The sequence below is a fragment of the Methylocaldum gracile genome (assembly GCF_053646815.1).
Genome location: NZ_CM132196.1, coordinates 3,903,173 through 3,921,711 on the forward strand (window position 1 = coordinate 3,903,173; position 18,539 = coordinate 3,921,711).

At 57.4% G+C, this 18,539-nt stretch carries 17 protein-coding genes; 9 read left to right on the plus strand and 8 right to left on the minus strand.

Annotation, left to right across the window (positions count from 1 at the left end; all coding sequences use genetic code 11):
• Positions 1-5: 5 nt before the first annotated feature.
• The 4 genes from ACWJJK_RS17380 to ACWJJK_RS17395 are packed head-to-tail and all read right to left on the minus strand — an operon-like array spanning position 6 to position 4,139.
• The gene (locus tag ACWJJK_RS17380; protein WP_077727926.1) at positions 6-971 is read right to left on the minus strand and encodes a DUF4340 domain-containing protein; all 966 of its coding nucleotides are present in this window, start codon (positions 969-971) and stop codon (positions 6-8) included.
• Positions 971-2,455 (minus strand): GldG family protein, encoded by a 1,485-nt coding sequence (locus ACWJJK_RS17385; protein ID WP_156879489.1) that lies wholly within the window; start codon positions 2,453-2,455, stop codon positions 971-973. Before ACWJJK_RS17385 ends, ACWJJK_RS17380 begins: the two co-directional genes overlap by 1 nt.
• Positions 2,452-3,198, minus strand: a complete 747-nt coding sequence (locus ACWJJK_RS17390) for an ABC transporter permease subunit (protein WP_156879488.1) — start codon at positions 3,196-3,198, stop codon at positions 2,452-2,454. The genes ACWJJK_RS17385 and ACWJJK_RS17390 overlap by 4 nt, the downstream gene beginning before the upstream one ends.
• The gene (locus ACWJJK_RS17395; protein ID WP_156879487.1) at positions 3,195-4,139 is read right to left on the minus strand and encodes an ATP-binding cassette domain-containing protein; all 945 of its coding nucleotides are present in this window, start codon (positions 4,137-4,139) and stop codon (positions 3,195-3,197) included. The genes ACWJJK_RS17390 and ACWJJK_RS17395 overlap by 4 nt, the downstream gene beginning before the upstream one ends.
• Positions 4,140-4,563: 424 nt before the next feature.
• Between ACWJJK_RS17395 and ACWJJK_RS17400 the strand changes: the two genes are divergently transcribed.
• The 8 genes from ACWJJK_RS17400 to ACWJJK_RS17435 all read left to right on the plus strand — a co-directional run bounded on the left by ACWJJK_RS17400 (position 4,564) and on the right by ACWJJK_RS17435 (position 13,364).
• Positions 4,564-5,703 carry a sensor histidine kinase gene (locus tag ACWJJK_RS17400; RefSeq protein WP_454128314.1) on the plus strand — a complete coding sequence of 380 codons (1,140 nt, stop codon included), beginning with the start codon at positions 4,564-4,566 and terminating at the stop codon, positions 5,701-5,703.
• On the plus strand, positions 5,678-6,439 hold the full coding sequence (locus ACWJJK_RS17405; RefSeq protein WP_077727921.1) for a LytR/AlgR family response regulator transcription factor: 762 nt from the start codon (positions 5,678-5,680) through the stop codon (positions 6,437-6,439). Before ACWJJK_RS17400 ends, ACWJJK_RS17405 begins: the two co-directional genes overlap by 26 nt.
• 38 nt (positions 6,440-6,477) lie before the next feature.
• Entirely contained in the window at positions 6,478-7,401 is a 924-nt protein-coding gene (gene hemC / locus ACWJJK_RS17410) for a hydroxymethylbilane synthase (RefSeq protein WP_347257965.1), read from the plus strand.
• Complete coding sequence (locus tag ACWJJK_RS17415) at positions 7,394-8,218, plus strand: uroporphyrinogen-III synthase (protein WP_347257964.1); 825 nt, start codon at positions 7,394-7,396, stop codon at positions 8,216-8,218. The genes hemC and ACWJJK_RS17415 overlap by 8 nt, the downstream gene beginning before the upstream one ends.
• 69 nt (positions 8,219-8,287) lie before the next feature.
• Positions 8,288-9,517, plus strand: coding sequence for a uroporphyrinogen-III C-methyltransferase (locus ACWJJK_RS17420; protein ID WP_133717001.1), 1,230 nt, complete (start codon positions 8,288-8,290; stop codon positions 9,515-9,517).
• Entirely contained in the window at positions 9,514-10,797 is a 1,284-nt protein-coding gene (locus tag ACWJJK_RS17425; RefSeq protein ID WP_077727917.1) for a heme biosynthesis HemY N-terminal domain-containing protein, read from the plus strand. The genes ACWJJK_RS17420 and ACWJJK_RS17425 overlap by 4 nt, the downstream gene beginning before the upstream one ends.
• 446 nt (positions 10,798-11,243) lie before the next feature.
• A complete protein-coding gene (locus ACWJJK_RS17430) occupies positions 11,244-12,038 on the plus strand; it encodes an FRG domain-containing protein (RefSeq protein WP_454128315.1) in 795 nt (264 codons plus the stop codon).
• 90 nt (positions 12,039-12,128) lie between these two features.
• Positions 12,129-13,364, plus strand: a complete 1,236-nt coding sequence (locus tag ACWJJK_RS17435; RefSeq protein ID WP_454128316.1) for an ABC transporter ATP-binding protein — start codon at positions 12,129-12,131, stop codon at positions 13,362-13,364.
• A gap of 179 nt (positions 13,365-13,543) precedes the next feature.
• Here ACWJJK_RS17435 and ACWJJK_RS17440 read toward each other — a convergent pair whose 3' ends face one another.
• From ACWJJK_RS17440 to ACWJJK_RS17450, 3 genes are all read right to left on the minus strand, one after another.
• Positions 13,544-14,371 carry an endonuclease/exonuclease/phosphatase family protein gene (locus ACWJJK_RS17440; protein WP_240502353.1) on the minus strand — a complete coding sequence of 276 codons (828 nt, stop codon included), beginning with the start codon at positions 14,369-14,371 and terminating at the stop codon, positions 13,544-13,546.
• Positions 14,372-14,436: 65 nt separating this feature from the next.
• The gene (locus ACWJJK_RS17445) at positions 14,437-15,084 is read right to left on the minus strand and encodes a thiol:disulfide interchange protein DsbA/DsbL (RefSeq protein ID WP_077727913.1); all 648 of its coding nucleotides are present in this window, start codon (positions 15,082-15,084) and stop codon (positions 14,437-14,439) included.
• Between the two features lie 157 nt (positions 15,085-15,241).
• Positions 15,242-15,970, minus strand: coding sequence for a c-type cytochrome (locus tag ACWJJK_RS17450; protein ID WP_434101741.1), 729 nt, complete (start codon positions 15,968-15,970; stop codon positions 15,242-15,244).
• On the opposite strand from ACWJJK_RS17450, the gene yihA reads away from it, so the two are divergent.
• Positions 15,969-16,595 (plus strand): ribosome biogenesis GTP-binding protein YihA/YsxC, encoded by a 627-nt coding sequence (yihA, locus tag ACWJJK_RS17455; RefSeq protein ID WP_086133070.1) that lies wholly within the window; start codon positions 15,969-15,971, stop codon positions 16,593-16,595. The genes ACWJJK_RS17450 and yihA overlap by 2 nt on opposite strands.
• Before the next feature lie 215 nt (positions 16,596-16,810).
• Here yihA and polX read toward each other — a convergent pair whose 3' ends face one another.
• Positions 16,811-18,535: a DNA polymerase/3'-5' exonuclease PolX gene (gene polX, locus ACWJJK_RS17460; protein ID WP_454128317.1), complete on the minus strand. Its 1,725-nt coding sequence runs from the start codon at positions 18,533-18,535 to the stop codon at positions 16,811-16,813.
• Positions 18,536-18,539 lie beyond the last annotated feature (4 nt).

Here is an 18,539-nt window from a genome sequence, read left to right on the forward strand (position 1 = left end):
AAGCGTCAGTCCGCCGCCTCTTCCCCTTCTTCGCCCGGCTCTGCCGATTCTGCCGGTTCTTGCTGTTCTTCCGCGTCCGCTGGAGATTCTTCCTCGGTCTCCTCGTCTTCGGCTGGGGACAGTTTCGGCTCCTCGGGCTTGAGTTCCGGTTTTTGCAGGCTGAGCAGCTGTTTTGCGGCGTTTCCGGTCACTTCGTACTGAAGCCCCAGATCCGGTCGGACAAGAAGGAGATCCGGCTCCCGCTGCATGATGAAGAACTCGACCGGATTGCCCTCGGCCAGGGTAATTCGGATTACATCGCCTTGAGCGGGCTGTTCCACCCGCTTCACATCGATGGCTCTCGCCGTATTCCAGGCGTTGAGGAGATCCGAAATGCTTTGATTGGGTTCGGCCGACGGCTCCAGAATCCATTTGCCGTCCTGCCCCAAGGTAGCTTTCAAGCCCGGTATGAAAATCTCTTTGATTTTCGCGTCTTCGGGCAGGAGCTTCTTGTCCACGTAATCCGTGGCGGATGCGGTGAGGTGATGAAAGAAATCGTCGTTGACCAGGTGCAGGGTATCCCCGATTTGCACGTAACGCCGCATGTTGATGGGATCCGAGCCGCCGAACTTCATCGTGGTCGCATCCAGAATCAACGTGGCTTTCGGCTTGTCGAGCTCGAATTTGGGGAGGTCCTCGGCACTTACCGGGTACTGCGCTTCGCTGTTGGCCTCGGCGATGCCGATCAGCTGCCGGACGCGAATGTCGTTGGCCGGGGCATAAAACGGCTTGGTCAAGCGCCAGTGCCCGTTTTGCTTTTCGAAGGTGATGGCGTCCTTATTCTGCAAGGTGATGGCGGTAAGCGCATTTTCGTCGATAGCCGCGAGAGGCGTAGTCTCGGGCTTTTCCTTGCCGGGCTCGAAAAATGCAACGGCGGCAAGGACGGCTATGACGATCAATAGCGCTAGATTCAGGATCAGTCTCGATTTCATTAACGTCTCCGGCGTTTAAACCAAATGGCAGCTCCCGTGCCGATCAGCCCGGCGGGCAAGGCGATCAGGAAACCGATGGCGATCACGCCGGAAGCGACGGGCGACAGTTCCAGCTTCCGGTCCGGCGCCGTCTTGGCTGGAATATTGATCAAAGCCTCGTTTTGGCTCAGCCAATGAACGATGTTGAGGCCGAGATCCAGATTGCCGCCGTTGCCGAGAAAGGCATTCGACAGGAAGTCGCCGTCGCCGATCACGACGATTCGCTGTTCGGACGGCTTTTCACCAGCATCCTTGGCCGCCCCGGCTTCCGGTTGTCCGGCTTGTTCCGCCTTCGATCCTTCGTTCGGCTTAGCTTCAGACGGCTTTGCTTCGGACTTGCTTGCCGAAGCGGCCGGCTCCGTCTTATCCGTCGGTTTTATCTCGCGGGTCAAGGTGTAACCGATCTGGAGCGGGCCTTTGCGCTCGCCTTTGTCCGCGTCGAACTGGATTTTTCCTTCGATCGCTCCGGTCTCGGTCCAGGAGCGAGCCAGAGTGCTGAGCAGAGGTTCCCGCTGGAAATCTCCGTCTGCGCTTTTGTCCAGCGCCGCCGTGGCCGGGAATAGCGTCATCGTCTGAAAATTGAACGTGATCGGATGCGCCGGATATTCCGCGACAAGGGCGAAAGTGGGGTCGTCTATGCCGAAGAGCTGGGTGGATGCATCCACCACGGTTCCGGGCAGGAACTTGATTCCCAGCTGCTGGGCGAGCGGATCCAAACCATGCAGTTCGCCGGGGTCGGTCAGCCACAACAGATTTCCGCCGTTTTTCACATAGTTCTGGACCAGCGTAATTTCACCGGGAAGGAAGTTCGCTCGCGGCCCCGCCAGGACAAGCACGTTGGTGTTGTCCGGAATGTCGGGCGTCACCGCCAGATTCACCATCGACACCGTGATGCCTTTCCGCTCCAGTTCTTCGCCGAACTGGCCCAGATCATGGTTGGCCTGGCCTTGCGGCGACCGTTCCCCATGACCCTCGAGGAAGACCACGTGCCGTTCCTTGGCCACGGCCAAGCGCTGCAGGGCATTGGTCAAGGTGGCCTCCTCGGCGTTTTGAATTTTTTCGGTGCGGCCCTGGTAATCCACCATCATTTCGCCGTCCATGGTGATACCCAGCTCCCTGACTTTATCGGGCTGAGTATCCGGATTGACGAAATTCAGCGTCAGGTCGTTCTTGTAACGGCTGTAGCGTCCGACCTGGTCGCGGATTTGGTTTCGCAGCTGGGCGTTTTCCCGAGCGTACGCGGTAATCGTTACCGGTTCTTTGATCAGGTCCAAGACCTTGCGGCTGGCCTCGGAGAGAGTGTGACGGCCTCCCGCGGTCCAGTCGAACTGGGCCGTGTAGCGCGTGCTCAGCCAGGCCACAAGGCCGACAACGGCCAGAAACAGCAAGGTGAAGAGAAGGTTTTGCAGGCGTAGTTCGAGGTGCGTCTTGCGGTTGATCTTCATTTTTGCAGGCGATCGTTATCCAGACGATGGACGCTCAGAACGAGAAACGTGAGCGTAAAGAGCAGGAAGTAAATCAGATCGGTCGTCGATATCAGACCTTTCAGCAAACTCTCGTAATGGCGCAGGAGCGAGAGATATTCGAGCACGCCGCCCGCCGAGTTGCCGGTCCAGTCGATGATCCACAGCAGCAGCAATGCCCCGAACGTGCTGACAGCGGCGATAGTCGGCTGGCTAGCGAGCGCCGACATGTATAGCCCCACGGCGGCGAACCCGGCCAGCAGCAACATGAGGGCGATGATGCAGGCCGCCAGCTTGCCCATGTCCAGTCCGCCCCCGACCAGCAGCGACAGCGGCATCAGACCGATCATCGCGACCATGATGAGTAGGAAGGCGAACACGCCGAGATACTTCCCGAGAATGATCTCGGTCATCGACACCGGAGCGGTAAACAGAAGGCTCAGCGTGCGGTTGCGGCGCTCCTCGCTGATCAGCCGCATCGTCAGGAGCGGCGTCACCAATAGGAGAATGACGCCGGCATTACCGAACAGCGGGACGGCGATCAGGTCGGTGACTCCGGGCGCATCCTCCATGCCGGCGATGCGGGCTTGCAGCATCACGTAGTAGTCGAGCTGCGCCAGAAACATGTAGCCCAGAATGATCTGGATCACGCCCAGAATCGACCAGGCCAAAGGCGAAAGAAACAGCGTGCGGAGCTCTCGCCCCGCGATGACTAAGGCCATCATGCGGCTTGCTCCTCCATAACGGGAGTGTGTTGGGTGATGTCTATGAAGATTTCTTCCATGCTGCGCCGTTCGGGGGTCAGTTCCAGCAGTCCCCAACCCAGCGATACCGCCGCCTCGGAGATCCGTTCGGCCGGGTTTTTGTCCTTGTCGTGAAAGATTCGATAGCGCCGCTCTCCGAGGTCGTCGATTTTTTGAACGCCGTCGATGGCATAGAGCTTCATGAGATCGGCCCCTAAACGGGTTTCCAGCACCACGCTGGAGGCGCGCATCTGCTGTTCCAGGCCCTCGATGCTGTCGCTGAGCACCAGCTTGCCCTTGTGAATGATTTGCACGCGGGTGCAGGATTCCTGGACTTCGGGAAGGATGTGCGTCGAGAGAATAATCCCGTGCTGCTTGCCGAGCTCGCGGATCAGTTCGCGAATCTCCCGGATCTGGATCGGGTCCAGCCCCACGGTCGGCTCATCGAGAATGATGACCGACGGGGAATGCAGGATCGCCTGGGCGATACCGACCCGCTGCTGATAACCTTTCGACAGATTCCCGATCAATCGCTCGCCGACGTCGGTCAAGCCGCAACGCTCTTTGGCGCTATCGACCGCTGTCGGGATTTTTTCCCGGGGAATCTGATGCAGTTTCCCGCAGTAGTCCAGGTATTCGTCCACCGTCAGCTCCCGATAAACCGGCGGTATTTCGGGCAAATAGCCCAGCTCCCGCTTGGCCTCCTTGGGATTGTCCAGTATGTCGATCCCGTTGATGAGGATCTGCCCGGAGGTAGGCGCGAGATTGCCGCAGATCATCTGCATGGTGGACGACTTGCCCGCCCCGTTGGGGCCGAGAAATCCCAGAATTTCGCCCTTTTCCAGGCTGAACGTAACGTTGTTGACGGCGCAGTGATCGCCGTAATAGCGATAAAGTTGTTCGACTTGAATGAGTTGAGTCATAGCGCGCGTAAGATACAAAAATTTTTCCGAAAGGCAAGATACGGGCCACTTGGGCACCAGGTGCCGCACGCCCGTAAAAAATAGCGGAACCCAATAACGGTACCACAGAGCAGTCCTCGCCGTCCTGATCGTGTTATTTGGAAGCGGCGAGTGCGCCGACTGGACTGAGTGTATCCAAAAGCAAGGCGAGCCTGTGCGCCATCGTTTCGGACGCAGCACGCAAGCCTATCGCAAATGCCGTTCAGGACGCTTGCGACCGCCCCTCTCGACCGCTTCGAGCCACTTATCCAGCAAATTCCGATGTTTTCCTCCAGCAAGCTTTTCCCGGACCTCTACACTCTTATGGAGCAACGAACTCCACAGCCTGACTTTTGAACATTCGTCGGACAATTGATAATTGATGCAGCGGCGGAAAACCGAGCAAGTGAAGTCTATACGGCCTAAGGACAGTCCCGGGCGACGGGAAGCATCGCCGACCATCCGCGGTACCGGGGCCGCAACCAGCCGGGCGGCCGAGTCCTTTCTTCCCGATTTTTGCAGCCTCTCGACCGCCCTGATGCTAGTCGTTTCGGCCGAATTACTGGCTTTCGTTCTGACGCTCGCCGATTCGTCGTCCGATTACGGCTTCTGGTCCGACCTGGGGCTGCGCTCGCTATTCATCGTCTGGATCGCGCTGACCAGCGGAGTCGTCCTTTGCAGTATTCGCTCGCGGCTCGCCCGACTAGACGCCCTCTGGTGCGGAGTGGCGACCTTCTCCGTCATCCAGACCGCGACATTTCTGATTGCCTGGCTAGGCCATGACGGCCCGTTGAATCCGGGACATGCCATTTCCTTTGAAAACCTCGACGGTGTCTATTATTTGAAAATTCTCGGGGCCAGCAGTCTCATTACGGCGGCCTGGCTGCGCTACCTCTATATCCAATCGCGCTGGCGTCTGCAAATCCGGGCCGAAGGTGAAGCCCGGCTCGATGCACTACAGGCGCGGATGCGCCCCCACTTTCTGTTCAATAGTCTCAACACCATCGCCAGCCTCACTCGGAACGATCCGAAAATGGCGGAAGAACTTCTGCTGGATTTGGCCGAGTTGTTCCGCGCGGTACTCAAGAAAGAGACCAAATGGGTGGCGCTGAAAGACGAAGTGGGCCTGACTTGCCAATATCTCAACATCGAGCGGCAGCGTCTCGGCGAACGTCTGCGCATCGACTGGCGTCTGAAGGACGCTCCGGAGGACGCACTGATCCCTCCCCTGAGCATTCAGCCGCTGGTGGAAAATGCGATTTATCACGGCGTCGAGCCGTCTCAGCGTGGCGGCAAAGTGGAGATCGGCGGTCAACTCACGAAACGGCATCTCGTTCTGACGGTAAAAAACACTCTGCCGGAAGCGGATGCGCGCCGCTCGCGCCAAGGTGCAAGGATAGCTCTGGCCAATCTCCGCGCTCGTCTCGAAGCCTGTTTTCCGGGCGAGGCGCGTCTCCTCACCAGCGTGGTCGACAATTGCTACCAAGTTCGAATCGTCTTTCCTTATCTTCCGAAGAATCATGAAAATCCTGATCGCCGACGATGAGGCGCCGGCTCGAAGCCGTTTGCGGGATTTGCTCGGCGAGATCGACTCGTCATTGATCGTCGTCGGAGAAGCGGCCGACGGCGAACAGGCCTTGAGGCTCGCCGCTCAGATCCAGCCGGATGCGGTTCTGCTGGATATCCGAATGCCGTGGATCGACGGCATCGGAACCGCACGCGAACTCGCCCGATTGCCTCAGCCGCCGGCCGTGGTCTTTACGACGGCTTACGACGAACATGCATTGGAGGCATTCGAGGTCAGCGCGGTCGATTATCTCCTCAAGCCGGTGCGAAAGGACCGTCTGGCCGCCGCCTTGCGAAGGGCGGAACGATTTACCGAAACCGCGTGGAATAAACTCGAGACCGCCCTACCTGCCGGACAATCGACCCGTAGCCATTTATGCATCCACAGCCATGGCGACATACGATTGATTCCGGTCGACACGGTGCTTTATTTCCGCGCCGAGCAAAAATATACGACGGTGAGGACCCCCGACGGAGAAACCTTGATCGACGATTCGTTGAAGTCTTTGGAAGAAGAATTCGGAAAGAGCTTCATTCGGATTCACCGCAACGCCTTGGTGGCAATCGACCATATCGTCGCACTGGAAAAATCGTCCTCCGGCGGCACGGCGCTTCGTCTGCGCGGCATCCCCGAGACCTTGGAAATAAGCCGTCGGCACCAGCCTTCCGTAAGAAGCCAGCTAAAACAACTCGCTACGATTGGTGAGGACGGCTGATTTGATACAATGGCTTAATTTACGCACGGTCGATACTGATGCCACAACGTATACGCATCGCCACCCGCAAAAGCGCCCTGGCCGTATGGCAGGCGGAACACGTCGCGGCGCGCCTGAGGGCCGCATGCCCCGATATCGAAGTCGAATTGGTGAAAATGGTCACGCGCGGCGACAAATTGCTCGACGCCCCGCTGGCCAAGGTGGGCGGCAAAGGTTTGTTCGTGAAGGAACTGGAGGAGGGGCTGCTGGCAGAAACGGCCGATCTGGCCGTCCACTCCATGAAAGACGTGCCGGCGGAACTGCCCGACGGCCTGCATCTCGCCGCCATTCTGCCGCGCGAGGATCCCCGCGACGCTTTTGTTTCCCTGCGTTACCCGTCCTTCGATGTGCTGCCTCCGCACGCGAAGATCGGTACCTCCAGCCTTCGCCGGCAATGCCAGATCAAGGTCCGTCTCCCCGAATGCGAAACGCTCAATCTTCGGGGCAATGTCGACACCCGCCTAAATAAGCTCGAGACCGAGCAGTACGACGCCATCATCCTTGCTGCAGCGGGATTGAAACGGCTCGGCCTGAGCCATCGGATTACGGAAATACTTTCGACTGAGACCAGCCTCCCCGCGGTCGGCCAAGGCGCCATCGGCATCGAATGCCGCCGGGATGACATTTGGCTGAACGAGTGTCTAAAAGCATTGCACCACGAGGAAACGGCTATCTGCGTCACGGCAGAGCGAGCGCTCAACGAGCGCCTGAACGGTGGCTGCCAGGTGCCCATTGCCGGATACGCGGAATTGTCCGGGGAACATCTGAGACTGCGTGGGCTGGTCGGCACGCCTGACGGAAGATCACTGATTCAAGGCGAAATCGAAGGTTCTTACGCCGATCCGCAGGACTTAGGGACAGCCTTGGCCGAAGATTTATTATCGCGCGGGGCCGATCGCATCCTGAACGCACTCTATGCCTGACATGGCAAGCTCGACGAATGCCCCTCTAGCCGGCATAGGCATATTGGTCACCCGACCGCGGGAACAAGCCGATGGCCTGTGCGCTCTAATTGAAGCCGCCGGCGGCCATGCAATGAGGCTGCCGTTGCTGGAAATCGTCGCTGTCGGCGATCCTACCGCAGCGGCGGAACTTTTATCGCGGCAAGACCGGTGGGATTGGTTGATATTCGCGAGCCCCAACGCCGTCCGCTTCACTCTGGCGATTCATGGCGGGTCGTTCAATCCGCCGCGGCCGGCGCGAATTGCGGCTATCGGCCAGACTACTGCGGAAGCGCTGACCAAGGCCGGAATTCGGGTAGACCTGATACCTAAACCGCAGTTTAATAGCGAGTCGCTCTTGGCGTCGCCGGAAATGACTGATGTATCCGGCAAATCGATATTGATCGTCCGGGGCGAAGGCGGACGGGAGCATCTTGCGCAAACACTCAGGGCTCGTGGTGCGGAAGTTGCCTACGCGGAAGTTTATCGCAGAATTCTTCCCGCGACGGATATCGGTTATTGGATTGACCTGTGGCGCCAAGGCGGTATCGACATTGTAACCATCACCAGCGGAGAGGCTTTGAATAATCTTACGCAGCTCTTGGGCGAGGCCATACACGAGTTCGCCGAGCATACCCCGCTCGTGGTGCTCGGCTCGCGCGTCGAAAAACTGGCTCGCGATCAAGGCTGGCGTCATGTGATCAGTGCGGAGCCGGCCTGCGATCAAGCCATAGCGGAGACGATAATTCGTCATGTCGAAACGAAGAGAACCGCTCAAGACCGCCCGGCCAGCCGATAATCGGCCTGCTGATTTCGAGTCCTTTCTCCAATAAAAGCTATTAAGGTTCAATACTACGGGGATACAGCATTGGTTGACGTAAATAACGAATTGATGTCGGCCACCGGCCAGCCCGCCAATGGAGCGGAAACCGAGGCCGTAAAGACATCTGCCGCCCCCCCCAAGAAATCCCGCAGCTTCGCGTGGATCGGTTATCTCATCTTGCTCGGCATACTGGGTCTTACCGCCGGGGGCTGGTACTTTCTTCAAGAGCTACGCTCCAAGCAGGAAGGTCTGGGCGGCCAATTGACCAGCAAGGACCAGCAAATCATGGAGTTCACGCGGCAGTTGAGCGCGATGCAATCCGAGATGGCCACACTGCACTCCCAGCTCGCCACCCTTCAATCTCAGGTGACGACGGAGGATTCGAAATTCGAGCGGCTGATCGGCGATCAGTCCGCCCAGCTCAACGAGAGATTGAACCTGACGCGGAACGAACTGAATGAATCGGTTCAGCGCATCCAACGACAGCTCAACAAGACCCGTGGCGATTTGTTGGTAGCGGACGCCGAGTACCTTCTGAGCATCGCCAACCAAAAACTTCACCTGATCGGCGACGTGAAAGCCGTAATTGCTGCCATGGAGGCCGCGGACCAGCGCCTGCACGACAGCGGCGATCCGGCGGTGTTCAAAGTCCGGGAAGCGTTGGCCGAGGAAATCGAAACTCTCCGGCGGCTCAACGCTCCGGATATCGTAGGACTTTCCTCCAGACTGCTGGCTCTTGAAAGCAAGGCCAAGGATATTCCCCTGTTCTTACCCCATGCGGGCAAAGTCAGCGAACACGACGACACCCCCGAAACGGCCGAACCCGCCGCGGGGGCTGAAGGTGAAGGGCCGCTCGGTTCCGCGCTGGACAATATCAAGGACCTGGTAACGATACGCCGCACCGATCGGCCGGTAAATGCCGTTCTCCATCCGGAGCAGGCGGAGGCGCTACGTCAAGTTCTGCTGCTCAAGCTGGAAACGGGCCGAGCGGCGCTCCTCCGAGGCGACGAAGAGATGTACAAAGCCAATCTGGCCTCCGCGCGCGAGTGGCTGAACGAGCACTTCGATCCCGACGCGAAAAAAACCCAGGAGGTCGCCGCGGAAATCAGCGCACTGGCGGACCAGCCGATTCGCATGCCATTCCCGGATATCAGCAAGTCGTTAACTCTCTTGCGGAACATCGAAAAGCTACGTCTGGAAGCCGAGCAGGCCGAGACGAAGGCCACTGGGGAAAGGCAATCCGGCGAGGCACAACCTGCGGGAGCACAGCCGTGAAAAAAGCCTTCATCTATGTGCTGATCGCCGTCTCGATCGCCGTCGGAGTGGGCTTTTTCGTTCACCGCCGATTGATCGCCGGCGACGCGGGCTATGTCATCATCGGCTACGATCGCTGGGTGCTGGAATCCTCGCTACTCGTGATCCTGGTCACTTTGATCGTCGCTTTCGTTCTGTTCTACTTTTTGGTCCGCGTCGTCTTGCAGGCGATGAGCATTCCCAAAGTCCTCAAAAAGCGCGGTGGCGAACTTCGTAACAAGCGTTCCCAGGAAGCCTTGATCACAGGGCTCATCGAAACGGCCGAGGGCAATTGGGAGAAGGCGGAGCGGAATCTGATCCGCCATGCCGCAGACAGCGGCGCGCCGCTCATCAACTATCTGACCGCCGCACGGGCCGCACATGCACGAGGCGCCGTCGAACAGCGGGACGAATATTTGAAGCTGGCCCGTGAAATCGCGCCCGAGTCAGAGCTAGCGGTCGGCCTGACCCGCGCGGAATTGCAGTTGTCCAACAAGCAATTCGAGGAAGCGTTGGAGTCTCTGACTCATCTGAACAAGATCGCCCCGAGCCACGCCGCTGTCTTGAGGCTGACTCACCAAGCCTATGCCCAAATGGAAGATTGGGAAAGTTTGCGCAGCCTGCTTCCCGCCTTGCACAAGAACAAGGTTTTGATGGAAGCGGAGGTCAAACTGCTCGAAACGGAAACCTACAGCGCTCTGATCAGACAAAAATCCGAATCTCGCGACGTTACCGCCTTGCGGGAGGTTTGGGCGACCGTTCCCGAGCACATTCGCGCATCCACGGGAATTCAGTCCCTCTATTTCGCCGCCATGATCGAAGCCGGTGCCGGCGAGGAAATCGAGGACGAGCTGCGCCGCGCTCTCGGCGACGAGTGGGACGAGACCCTTCTAGTTCTCTACGGTTGCATCCAGCTATCCGACCGGGAAAAGCAGCTCAAGCATGCGGAAACCTGGCTGGGACCGCATCCGAAAGATGCCGTTCTGTTCAGGGTACTGGGCAAACTCGCCATCCACTGCAAGCTTTGGAATAAGGCCAAAGACTACCTGGAAAAAAGCCTCAACGTGGAACCCAGCGTCGAAGCCTACCAGCTCTTGGGTGACGTGCTGCATCAGCAAAACGACTTCGCCGCCGCCTGCCATTACTATCGCAACGGATTGATGTTCGCTTCCAGCGAAGTGGTCGCTCAGATCGAGCAGAATCCGTCCGGGGAGGCTATGGAGCCGGTGGAGGAAGAGCTTGTTTCGAGCGCGGCTCAGTAAAAGAGATGTGTTTTGCGACCAACAGAGCAGCCATCCGGATTCCCTCCGTTGAGACACACGCATCTTGCTGCTTCGTAGAGTATACACAAGCGCGGCATGCTATTGTTCCGGCCGTTTAGTGGAATCCTGTTTTGTGCGGCTTTCCGTTTTCCAATGATGGCCGGTATAGGATGGGCTGGGCCTGCGAAGAACGATGCGTGTCCTGAGCCCTGTCGAAGCTTGCATCGGGCGGAATAGCGTACTCGCGTATTCCGCCGCATGGAGAGCCGTCCCATTCGGCGCATTACGCTAAAGCTAATGCGCCCTACACCAAGGCGCCCTAAGCGATCTGCAAGATGGGCGTAAGGAAGTGTACCCCATAGTCGGTACATCGAACTAGAATGTGCTCTACGATACGAATCGATATCTCTTGACCATCGCCTGCTCCCCCCGACATGGAAAACGTCATGAACGACATTCGAGTCGCGAATTGGTCCGAGCTGATGCAGGCTCTGTACGACATCCCGAAAAATGCTCTTCAACGTTATCGATCGGATCTCGTCTACCGAGGCTTGGCCGACGCCTCTTGGGGACTCGAAAACAGCCTGTTGCGGCTCGGGGGTGATTACATCAACGTCGAGAAGCCGATGTTGCGGGGCTTCCGGAAATATGCGGAGCCCGGATCCATACCGGCGGAAACGCTCTGGGTGCAGTTGGCCGTTGCTCAGCACTACGGCTTACCGACCCGCCTTCTGGATTGGACCATTTCGCCTAAGGTCGCAGTGCATTTTGCCACTGCCGAGGAGCAATATTACGACCGGGATGCTGCGATCTGGTGCATCAATGTCGTCGAGGCCCGATCCCTGTTGCCGGAAAAGCTTCGCGAAGTGCTCAACCGCGAATCCGCATTTTTGTTCTCGGTCGAAATGCTGGAATTCATCCAGTCTCTAGACGAATTCGACCGCTTGGCCGAGAATGGCCGCTTCGTGCTGTTCTTCGAGCCGCCGTCGCTGGACGCCCGCATCGTCAACCAAGGCGCGATCATGTCGGCAATGCCCGGCGCAACCTTGGTCCTCAGCGAATTTCTTTTGAATCATCCAGCCCTTTATTACCGCATCATCATCCCGAAAGAAATTAAATGGGAAGTACGGGACAAACTCGATCAGGACAACGTCACCGAACGGATGCTCTTCCCCGGCCTCGACGGGTTGAGTCGATGGTTGAAACGCTATTACGGACCGGGTCCCTGCCGTACGCACTAAACGGACAGCCGGCTTAAGCATCGCGTTTACAGCCTTACATCAAGCCTTTAATCGCTGACGCCTTACTTGTTTTCACAATCCAGACCAACCGTGTCTCAGCCAGCAATTCTGTTCGATGGCGTCGGAAAAAAATTTCGCCGGTCACTGAAAGCCGATCTGCTCTATGGCTTCCAAGACGCATCCCGGAGCATGCTCCGCCTGAAACCGTTGGAGCGTTTGCGAAGCGAAGAGTTTTGGGCGTTACGCGATGTCTCCTTTGCCGGACGGGTCGGCGAATGCATCGGAATCATTGGCCCCAATGGAGCCGGAAAGAGCACGCTGCTGAAACTGGTGAATCGGGATTACCGGCCCGATCGAGGCCGCATAGCCATGCGCGGTAAGATCAAGTCCTTGATCCGCCTAGGCACGGGGCTTCAGCCCATGCTGACCGGCCGGGAAAACATTTATATCCAGTGTGCGCAACTGGGACTCGACAAACGGGAAACCGACGCCAAACTGGACGACATCGTAGCCTTTGCCGGACTGGAAAAGTCGATCGACGCGCCGGTCAAGCATTATTCCGACGGCATGTACGCACGACTCGAATTCTCGATCGCCACCTGCGTCCCGACCGATGTCCTGCTCGTCGATGAAGTCCTGGCCGTTGGCGACGTCGCCTTCCAGTTGCGTTGCCTGGAGCGGCTCAACAGCCTTAAACACAACGGGACGACGATTCTATTCGTATCCCACTCGGAAATGAATATTCGGCATGTAGCCGACCGCTGCCTGCTCCTCTTCGATGGCGAGGCGCTGGCGTTCGGGGAAACCGACCAGCTGTTTCTCAAGTATTACGAATCGATAGGCTATCTCAATCGGCAACTCAAACCGTTGGAAAACGCTCCCGAGATGCCGGCGGATTTTACCGGAGCGGCTTCGATACGAACGTTAGCAGTCAAAGGACAGGAAAACACGGACAGCGTGAAGGTTTTCACCGGGCAATCCGTGGATTTTGAACTGAGCTATGCTGCCGCGGTACCGGTGGAATCCGCCGGCTTGGTGCTCCAATTTTGGACCCAGACCGGCATATTGCTCGCTTCCATCTATTCCGAAATGGAGGGCAACCGGGGTTCACTTAAACCGACTGGCGGACAGTTACGGCTAACGTTGCCGTTCCTGTCGCTGACGCCCGGAATTTACCGCGTCGCGGGCGGCTTCGCCTCGGCCGGAGGCTGGCTCGGCTATTGCGGGAATCTGCTGACACTGACCGTCACCCAGAAAGACGAGCGAGCTTACGAAGGACTATTTGTGATGAATGCGACAGTCTCGGGTGCGGATGGGATGGGCTAGTACATTTTTCGCCGCAGCGGTGTGAATTGAAAACTCGGCGCGCCCTCAGAAGTCAGGCCAAAATAAGTCGTAGGTCGGCAATCCTGTGCCGACAAACCTGCTGTCGACCTGCGGCTTACATCCAAAATGCACACATAGCCCGCAACAAGGGATTGCCGACCTACCTCCGGTGCGGCCTCTCAGGCAGCGACCGCCAACTGATCGGGCAATTCGACTTCCATCGCGATGGGCAGGTGATCCGAGCAGGCAAAATTGATCACCTGGACATTCGTCACTTGAAGACTCGGCGTTACCAAAATGTGATCGAGCATTTTATGCGGGCGCCAGCTCGGAAATGTCTTCAACTCACACATCGGGTCGCAGAGCTCGGTTGCGGAAGTTAAAAGATTGAGCTCCGGCGAATTCGGCTCGCAGTTCAGGTCTCCCATCAAAACGACATACGACAGATCGCGGATCAATTCGCTGATAAACGCGATCTGCTTGAGCCGGGCACGCCTGCTCAACGCCAGATGCAGAATACACAGATATAACGCATCGTCGCCCACCGCCCCGAAGCGGGCCAGCAAGGCGCCCCGACCGGGCAGGCCAGGGAGCTTATAGTCATGAATGAAGTCGGGCTTGATGCGGCTCAACAGCCCATTGCTGTGCAGGGCCAGATTGCCGATGCGTCGGTTGACCTGGTTGTGCCAATAGGCAAAACCGGCGGTTTCCGCGAGATATTGGGTTTGAACGATGTGATGGCTGCGTGCGCCGCCGCCGTCGACTTCCTGAAGACCAACGATATCGAAAGGCTTGAGAAGATGAGCGATTCGAATCAGATTCGGAAGTCTCTTCTGAGAGGGCCAGATGTGCCGCCAGCTTCCGGTGATATAGTCCCTATAACTGGACGTTGTGATGCCCGTTTGAATATTGAAACTTGCGAATCTGACACGCCGCTTGTTAATCGGCGCAGTAGCCTCCAAAGAACTCGCAACAGCCCGAGATGTCATGACAGTACTAAGTGACACGATACCCCCAACCTGCTCGCCGGTAACCCCGGCTGCATAATGTTGATTCTTTCATGTAAACACAATTATTGGGCACCCTTTGCCCCACTGGATTCCTTTTCGATTAAATCGTTCATAATAGCGATCATCCGAGGAAACGATTTGGCCTGCTGAGGAGCGATTCGGTATTTCCCGTTGACAATGACGTTGGGCGTTCCCGTCACACCGTAGCGCGCCGCCATGGTTTCGGCCTGCCTCATCTTCGTATCCACGGCAAACGATTTATAGGCCTTGCGAAAATCGCCGTCGGCGACGCCATGGTCGGCGAAGAACTTGGCCAACTCCGTCTCGCTCTCCAGAGCTTGCTTCTTGTTTTGGATGGCGTCGTACAAATCGGCATGGACCTTATCGAGTACCCCGAGCGCTTCGGCCGTATAGTATGCCTTGGCGTGAGCCGCCCAGCGTGCATTGAAAACGGCAGGTTGTCGAATAAAAACCACGTTATCCGGCTTCTTCTTCAGCCAGGCATTTAAATCCGGTTCGAAGTGATAGCAGTGGGGGCAGCCATACCAGAAGAACTCCATGACCTCGACCTTGGAGGGATCGACAGTTGTTTGCGGCGGATTCACCAACTCGTAATCGACGCCTTGTTTGAACTCCTCCGCCTTAGCCGCTCCAAAAGCCGTAGCCGAAAACAACACCAAGCAAGCCAGCAAACTCAACGCCGATTTCATTAAACAAGCTCCGCTCTGAAATGATCCGAACCGCAAAAATGATCGAGAATCGAGCCGAACTTTCGCCCGGACTCGCCCAATGGTAGGGATTTTAAACCGAAAACCATAAAAAATGTGCCGACAATACCGAAAAATGAGCGATTTCGACTGGCGGATCTCATCGTAATCCCGACGTATAACTGGACACAGCGGTAATTTCTTCGTCGCTCAACTTAGCCGCGATCGCGCGCATGATAGAATTTGCATCGTTGGCTCGAGCACCTGCCTTGAAATCACTCAAAGTCTTTTCGAGATAAGCGGCGTACTGGGCGCGCAGAGCAGGAAATTTCGCGGACGGATTGCCGGCGCCGTCCGGGCCATGGCAACCGGCGCAAGCCGGAACGCCGGACGAGGCATTGCCGGTGCGGTAAATCGTCTCTCCTAGCGGATTAGGCGCCTCTGCCTTTTCCAGCGTGGTCTTTTGCTGGGCATAGTAAGCGCTGATGTCGTCTATATCCGCGTCGGACAGAGGCTCAGCCATCGCGGTCATGGTCGGATTGGCTCTTTTCTCGCTTTTGAATTCGTGCAACTGCTTCGCAAGATATGAAGCATGCTGACCGGCCAACTTGGGAAATATAGGCGCATTGCTGTTTCCGTCGTCACCATGGCAACCGGCACAGGGCTCCGATTTTTCCTTTCCTGCCGCCGCATTTCCTTGAGCATAAGCGAGGGAATGACCACTCAACAAAATGAAACAAACCCATAATGCACACTTCCCCATCATTGACTCCTCGCTCTGGCAAACCAAATAAAGTTCTCTCACGCCGACCTGCGGCTCGTTTTTTAGAGCGCCAATCAAATACAGGTAGACTACAAAAGTCAACAGCTTTCCCGATTCGATTCTCATGAAAACCGCTTATCAAAATACCCGGTACCTGACGAGTGCGCCGAGCGTAAAAAATGCGCCACCGGACGAAGGCTTCGAAATCGCCTTCGCGGGCCGCTCCAACGCCGGAAAATCGAGCGCGATCAATGTCATCACGCAGCAGAAATCGCTGGCGCGGGTCAGCAAAACGCCGGGGCGGACCCAGATGCTCAATTTTTTCCAAGTGGACGATCAGAGACGATTGGTCGATCTCCCCGGCTACGGCTATGCCCAGGTACCCGAGGCGATCCAGAAGAACTGGCGCCAGGCTCTGGAGTCTTATTTCAGCGAGCGCCGATCATTACGCGGGGTATTTCTGGTGATGGACATCCGCCATCCTCTGACGCCTTTCGATCACCGCATGATCGAGTGGTGCCATCACTGGAAGCTTCCGCTGCACATCGCCTTGACCAAGGCGGACAAACTCAGCCGGGGGGCTGCGCTCCAAACCTTGCGCAAGGTTGAAGCCGAATTGAACGCGCAAGAGGGATTAACGGTCAGCCTTCAGCTCTTTTCGGCACTCAAGCGGTTTGGATTGGAGGAAGCCTGGTCCGTGTTGGACCGCTGGCTGGAGATACCTCAATCGCAAGAGGCCAAAGCCCCATAAAAAGAAAAAGCTCCGAGGCAAATGGGGGGACATACCTCGGAGCGAAGTCCCGGCTTGGGGGGGATGCCGGGCGAATGACACTACTCAAAGGGAGGAGATGAGTAGTTCGCGTCGTTCCTGACACTTAATCGTTGTGACCGCCCCTATGGATAAAAGTTCAACCGCTTTGTCATGAGCTCTCACTTTTCGGGAGACGATGCGCCTCGTTTCGGACGCTAAAAGGTCTGGCGAAGCAGCAGACGCAGTTCCTTCAAGCTGCGGGAATTCAGCACGTCACGGGACTCCAGCCAGCCGCGTCGGGCCTGTCCGACGGCGTAGCGCAGATTCCTGAAGTCCAGGGTGCTGTGCGCGTCGGAGTTGAGACTGATCAGCACACCCTCGTCCTTGGCTAATTTGCAATGAGTATCGGCAAGATCGAGGCGCTCCGGATTAGCGTTGAGCTCGAGAAAACACCTTCGCTCTCTGGCCTTGCGGATGATGCGAAGCATGTCGACATCATAGGGCTCTCGGCGACCGATCAATCGCCCGGAGGGATGCGCCAGAATGGTGAAATAGGGATGATCCATCGCGCGAAGAATCCGCTCGGTCTGTTTGTTCCGGGGCAGATCGAATCGGCTGTGTACCGCACCGACGACGATATCGAGCCGGCTGAGCACATCGTCCGGCAAATCCAGATCGCCATCCTCCAATATGTCTACTTCGATGCCCTTGAGGAGAACGATGCCGTCCAAGGTTTCGTTCAGCCGATCGACCTCGTCCATATGCTTGAGCAAGCGGATCGGATCCAGCCCATGGGCTACCGTCAGCCGGCGGGAATGCTCGGTGATGGCGAGATATTCCAGGCCATGGCTTCTCGCGGCTTCAGCCATCTCCGGGATAGTATTGTGGCCGTCCGATGCTTTGGTATGGGCGTGAAGATCGCCCTTGAGATCGGACAGTTCGACCAGCTTCGGCAAACGACCCGCTCGGGCCGCTTCGATTTCGCCCCGATCTTCCCGCAATTCCGCCGGGATAAAGGGCAATCCCACAGCGGCAAAGACCGATTCTTCGGTATCGCCCGCAACCCGCTCGTCGCCTCGAAACACCCCGTATTCGTTGATTTTTAGGCCCCTCTCCTGCCCCAAATGCCGAATGGCGATGTTATGCGCTTTGCCGCCGGTGAAATAATGCAGAGCCGCGCCGTAGCTTTCCGCCGGAACCACTCTGAAATCCACTTGCAGTCCGCCGCGCAGCAACACACTGGCGCGCGTGGGACCTTGTGACAAAACCTCCGCAACGTCCTCGTACTCGACGAAACGCTGCATTACGGGGCTTCCCGATTCCGCCGCCGCCAAGATGTCGAGATCGCCCACCGTCTCCTTGGCACGGCGATAGCTGCCGGCAATCACAACCCGCTCGACGCCGGGAACCCCGTTCAAATAATCGAGCAAAGGCGCCGCGTATTGCTCGGCGGCGACGCGCGTGTAACGCCCGGCTCCGCCACCATGAGCCTCCAGCGCGTCGGCGATGTGCATCTCGGTTTTTTCACCAAAGCCGGGAAGTGCCTGTATTCGATGATCGCGTACCGCACGCCGAAGCTGAGCCAGAGTTTGAATACCGAGTTCGCGGTAGAGCGCTCTGACTCGCTTTGGACCCAATCCGGGGATTTTCAAAAGTTCCGCGATGGCCGGCGGCAGCCGTTTGTGAAGCTCGTCCAGCGTCTTGCAGTGGCCAGTGTCGACGATTTCTTTGATCTTGCCGGCCAAGTCGGCGCCGATGCCCGGCAATTCGGTCAGGTCCTCGCCCTTTTGCACCATCGCGCGAACGTCCTTGCCCAATTCCTGGAGTATGCGGGCCGCGTTGTGATAGGCGCGGACCCGAAACACGTTCGCACCGTCGATTTCCAGAAGATCGGCGATTTCCTCGAAGATCGCGGCAATGTCGGCGTTACGGATGGGCATAGCG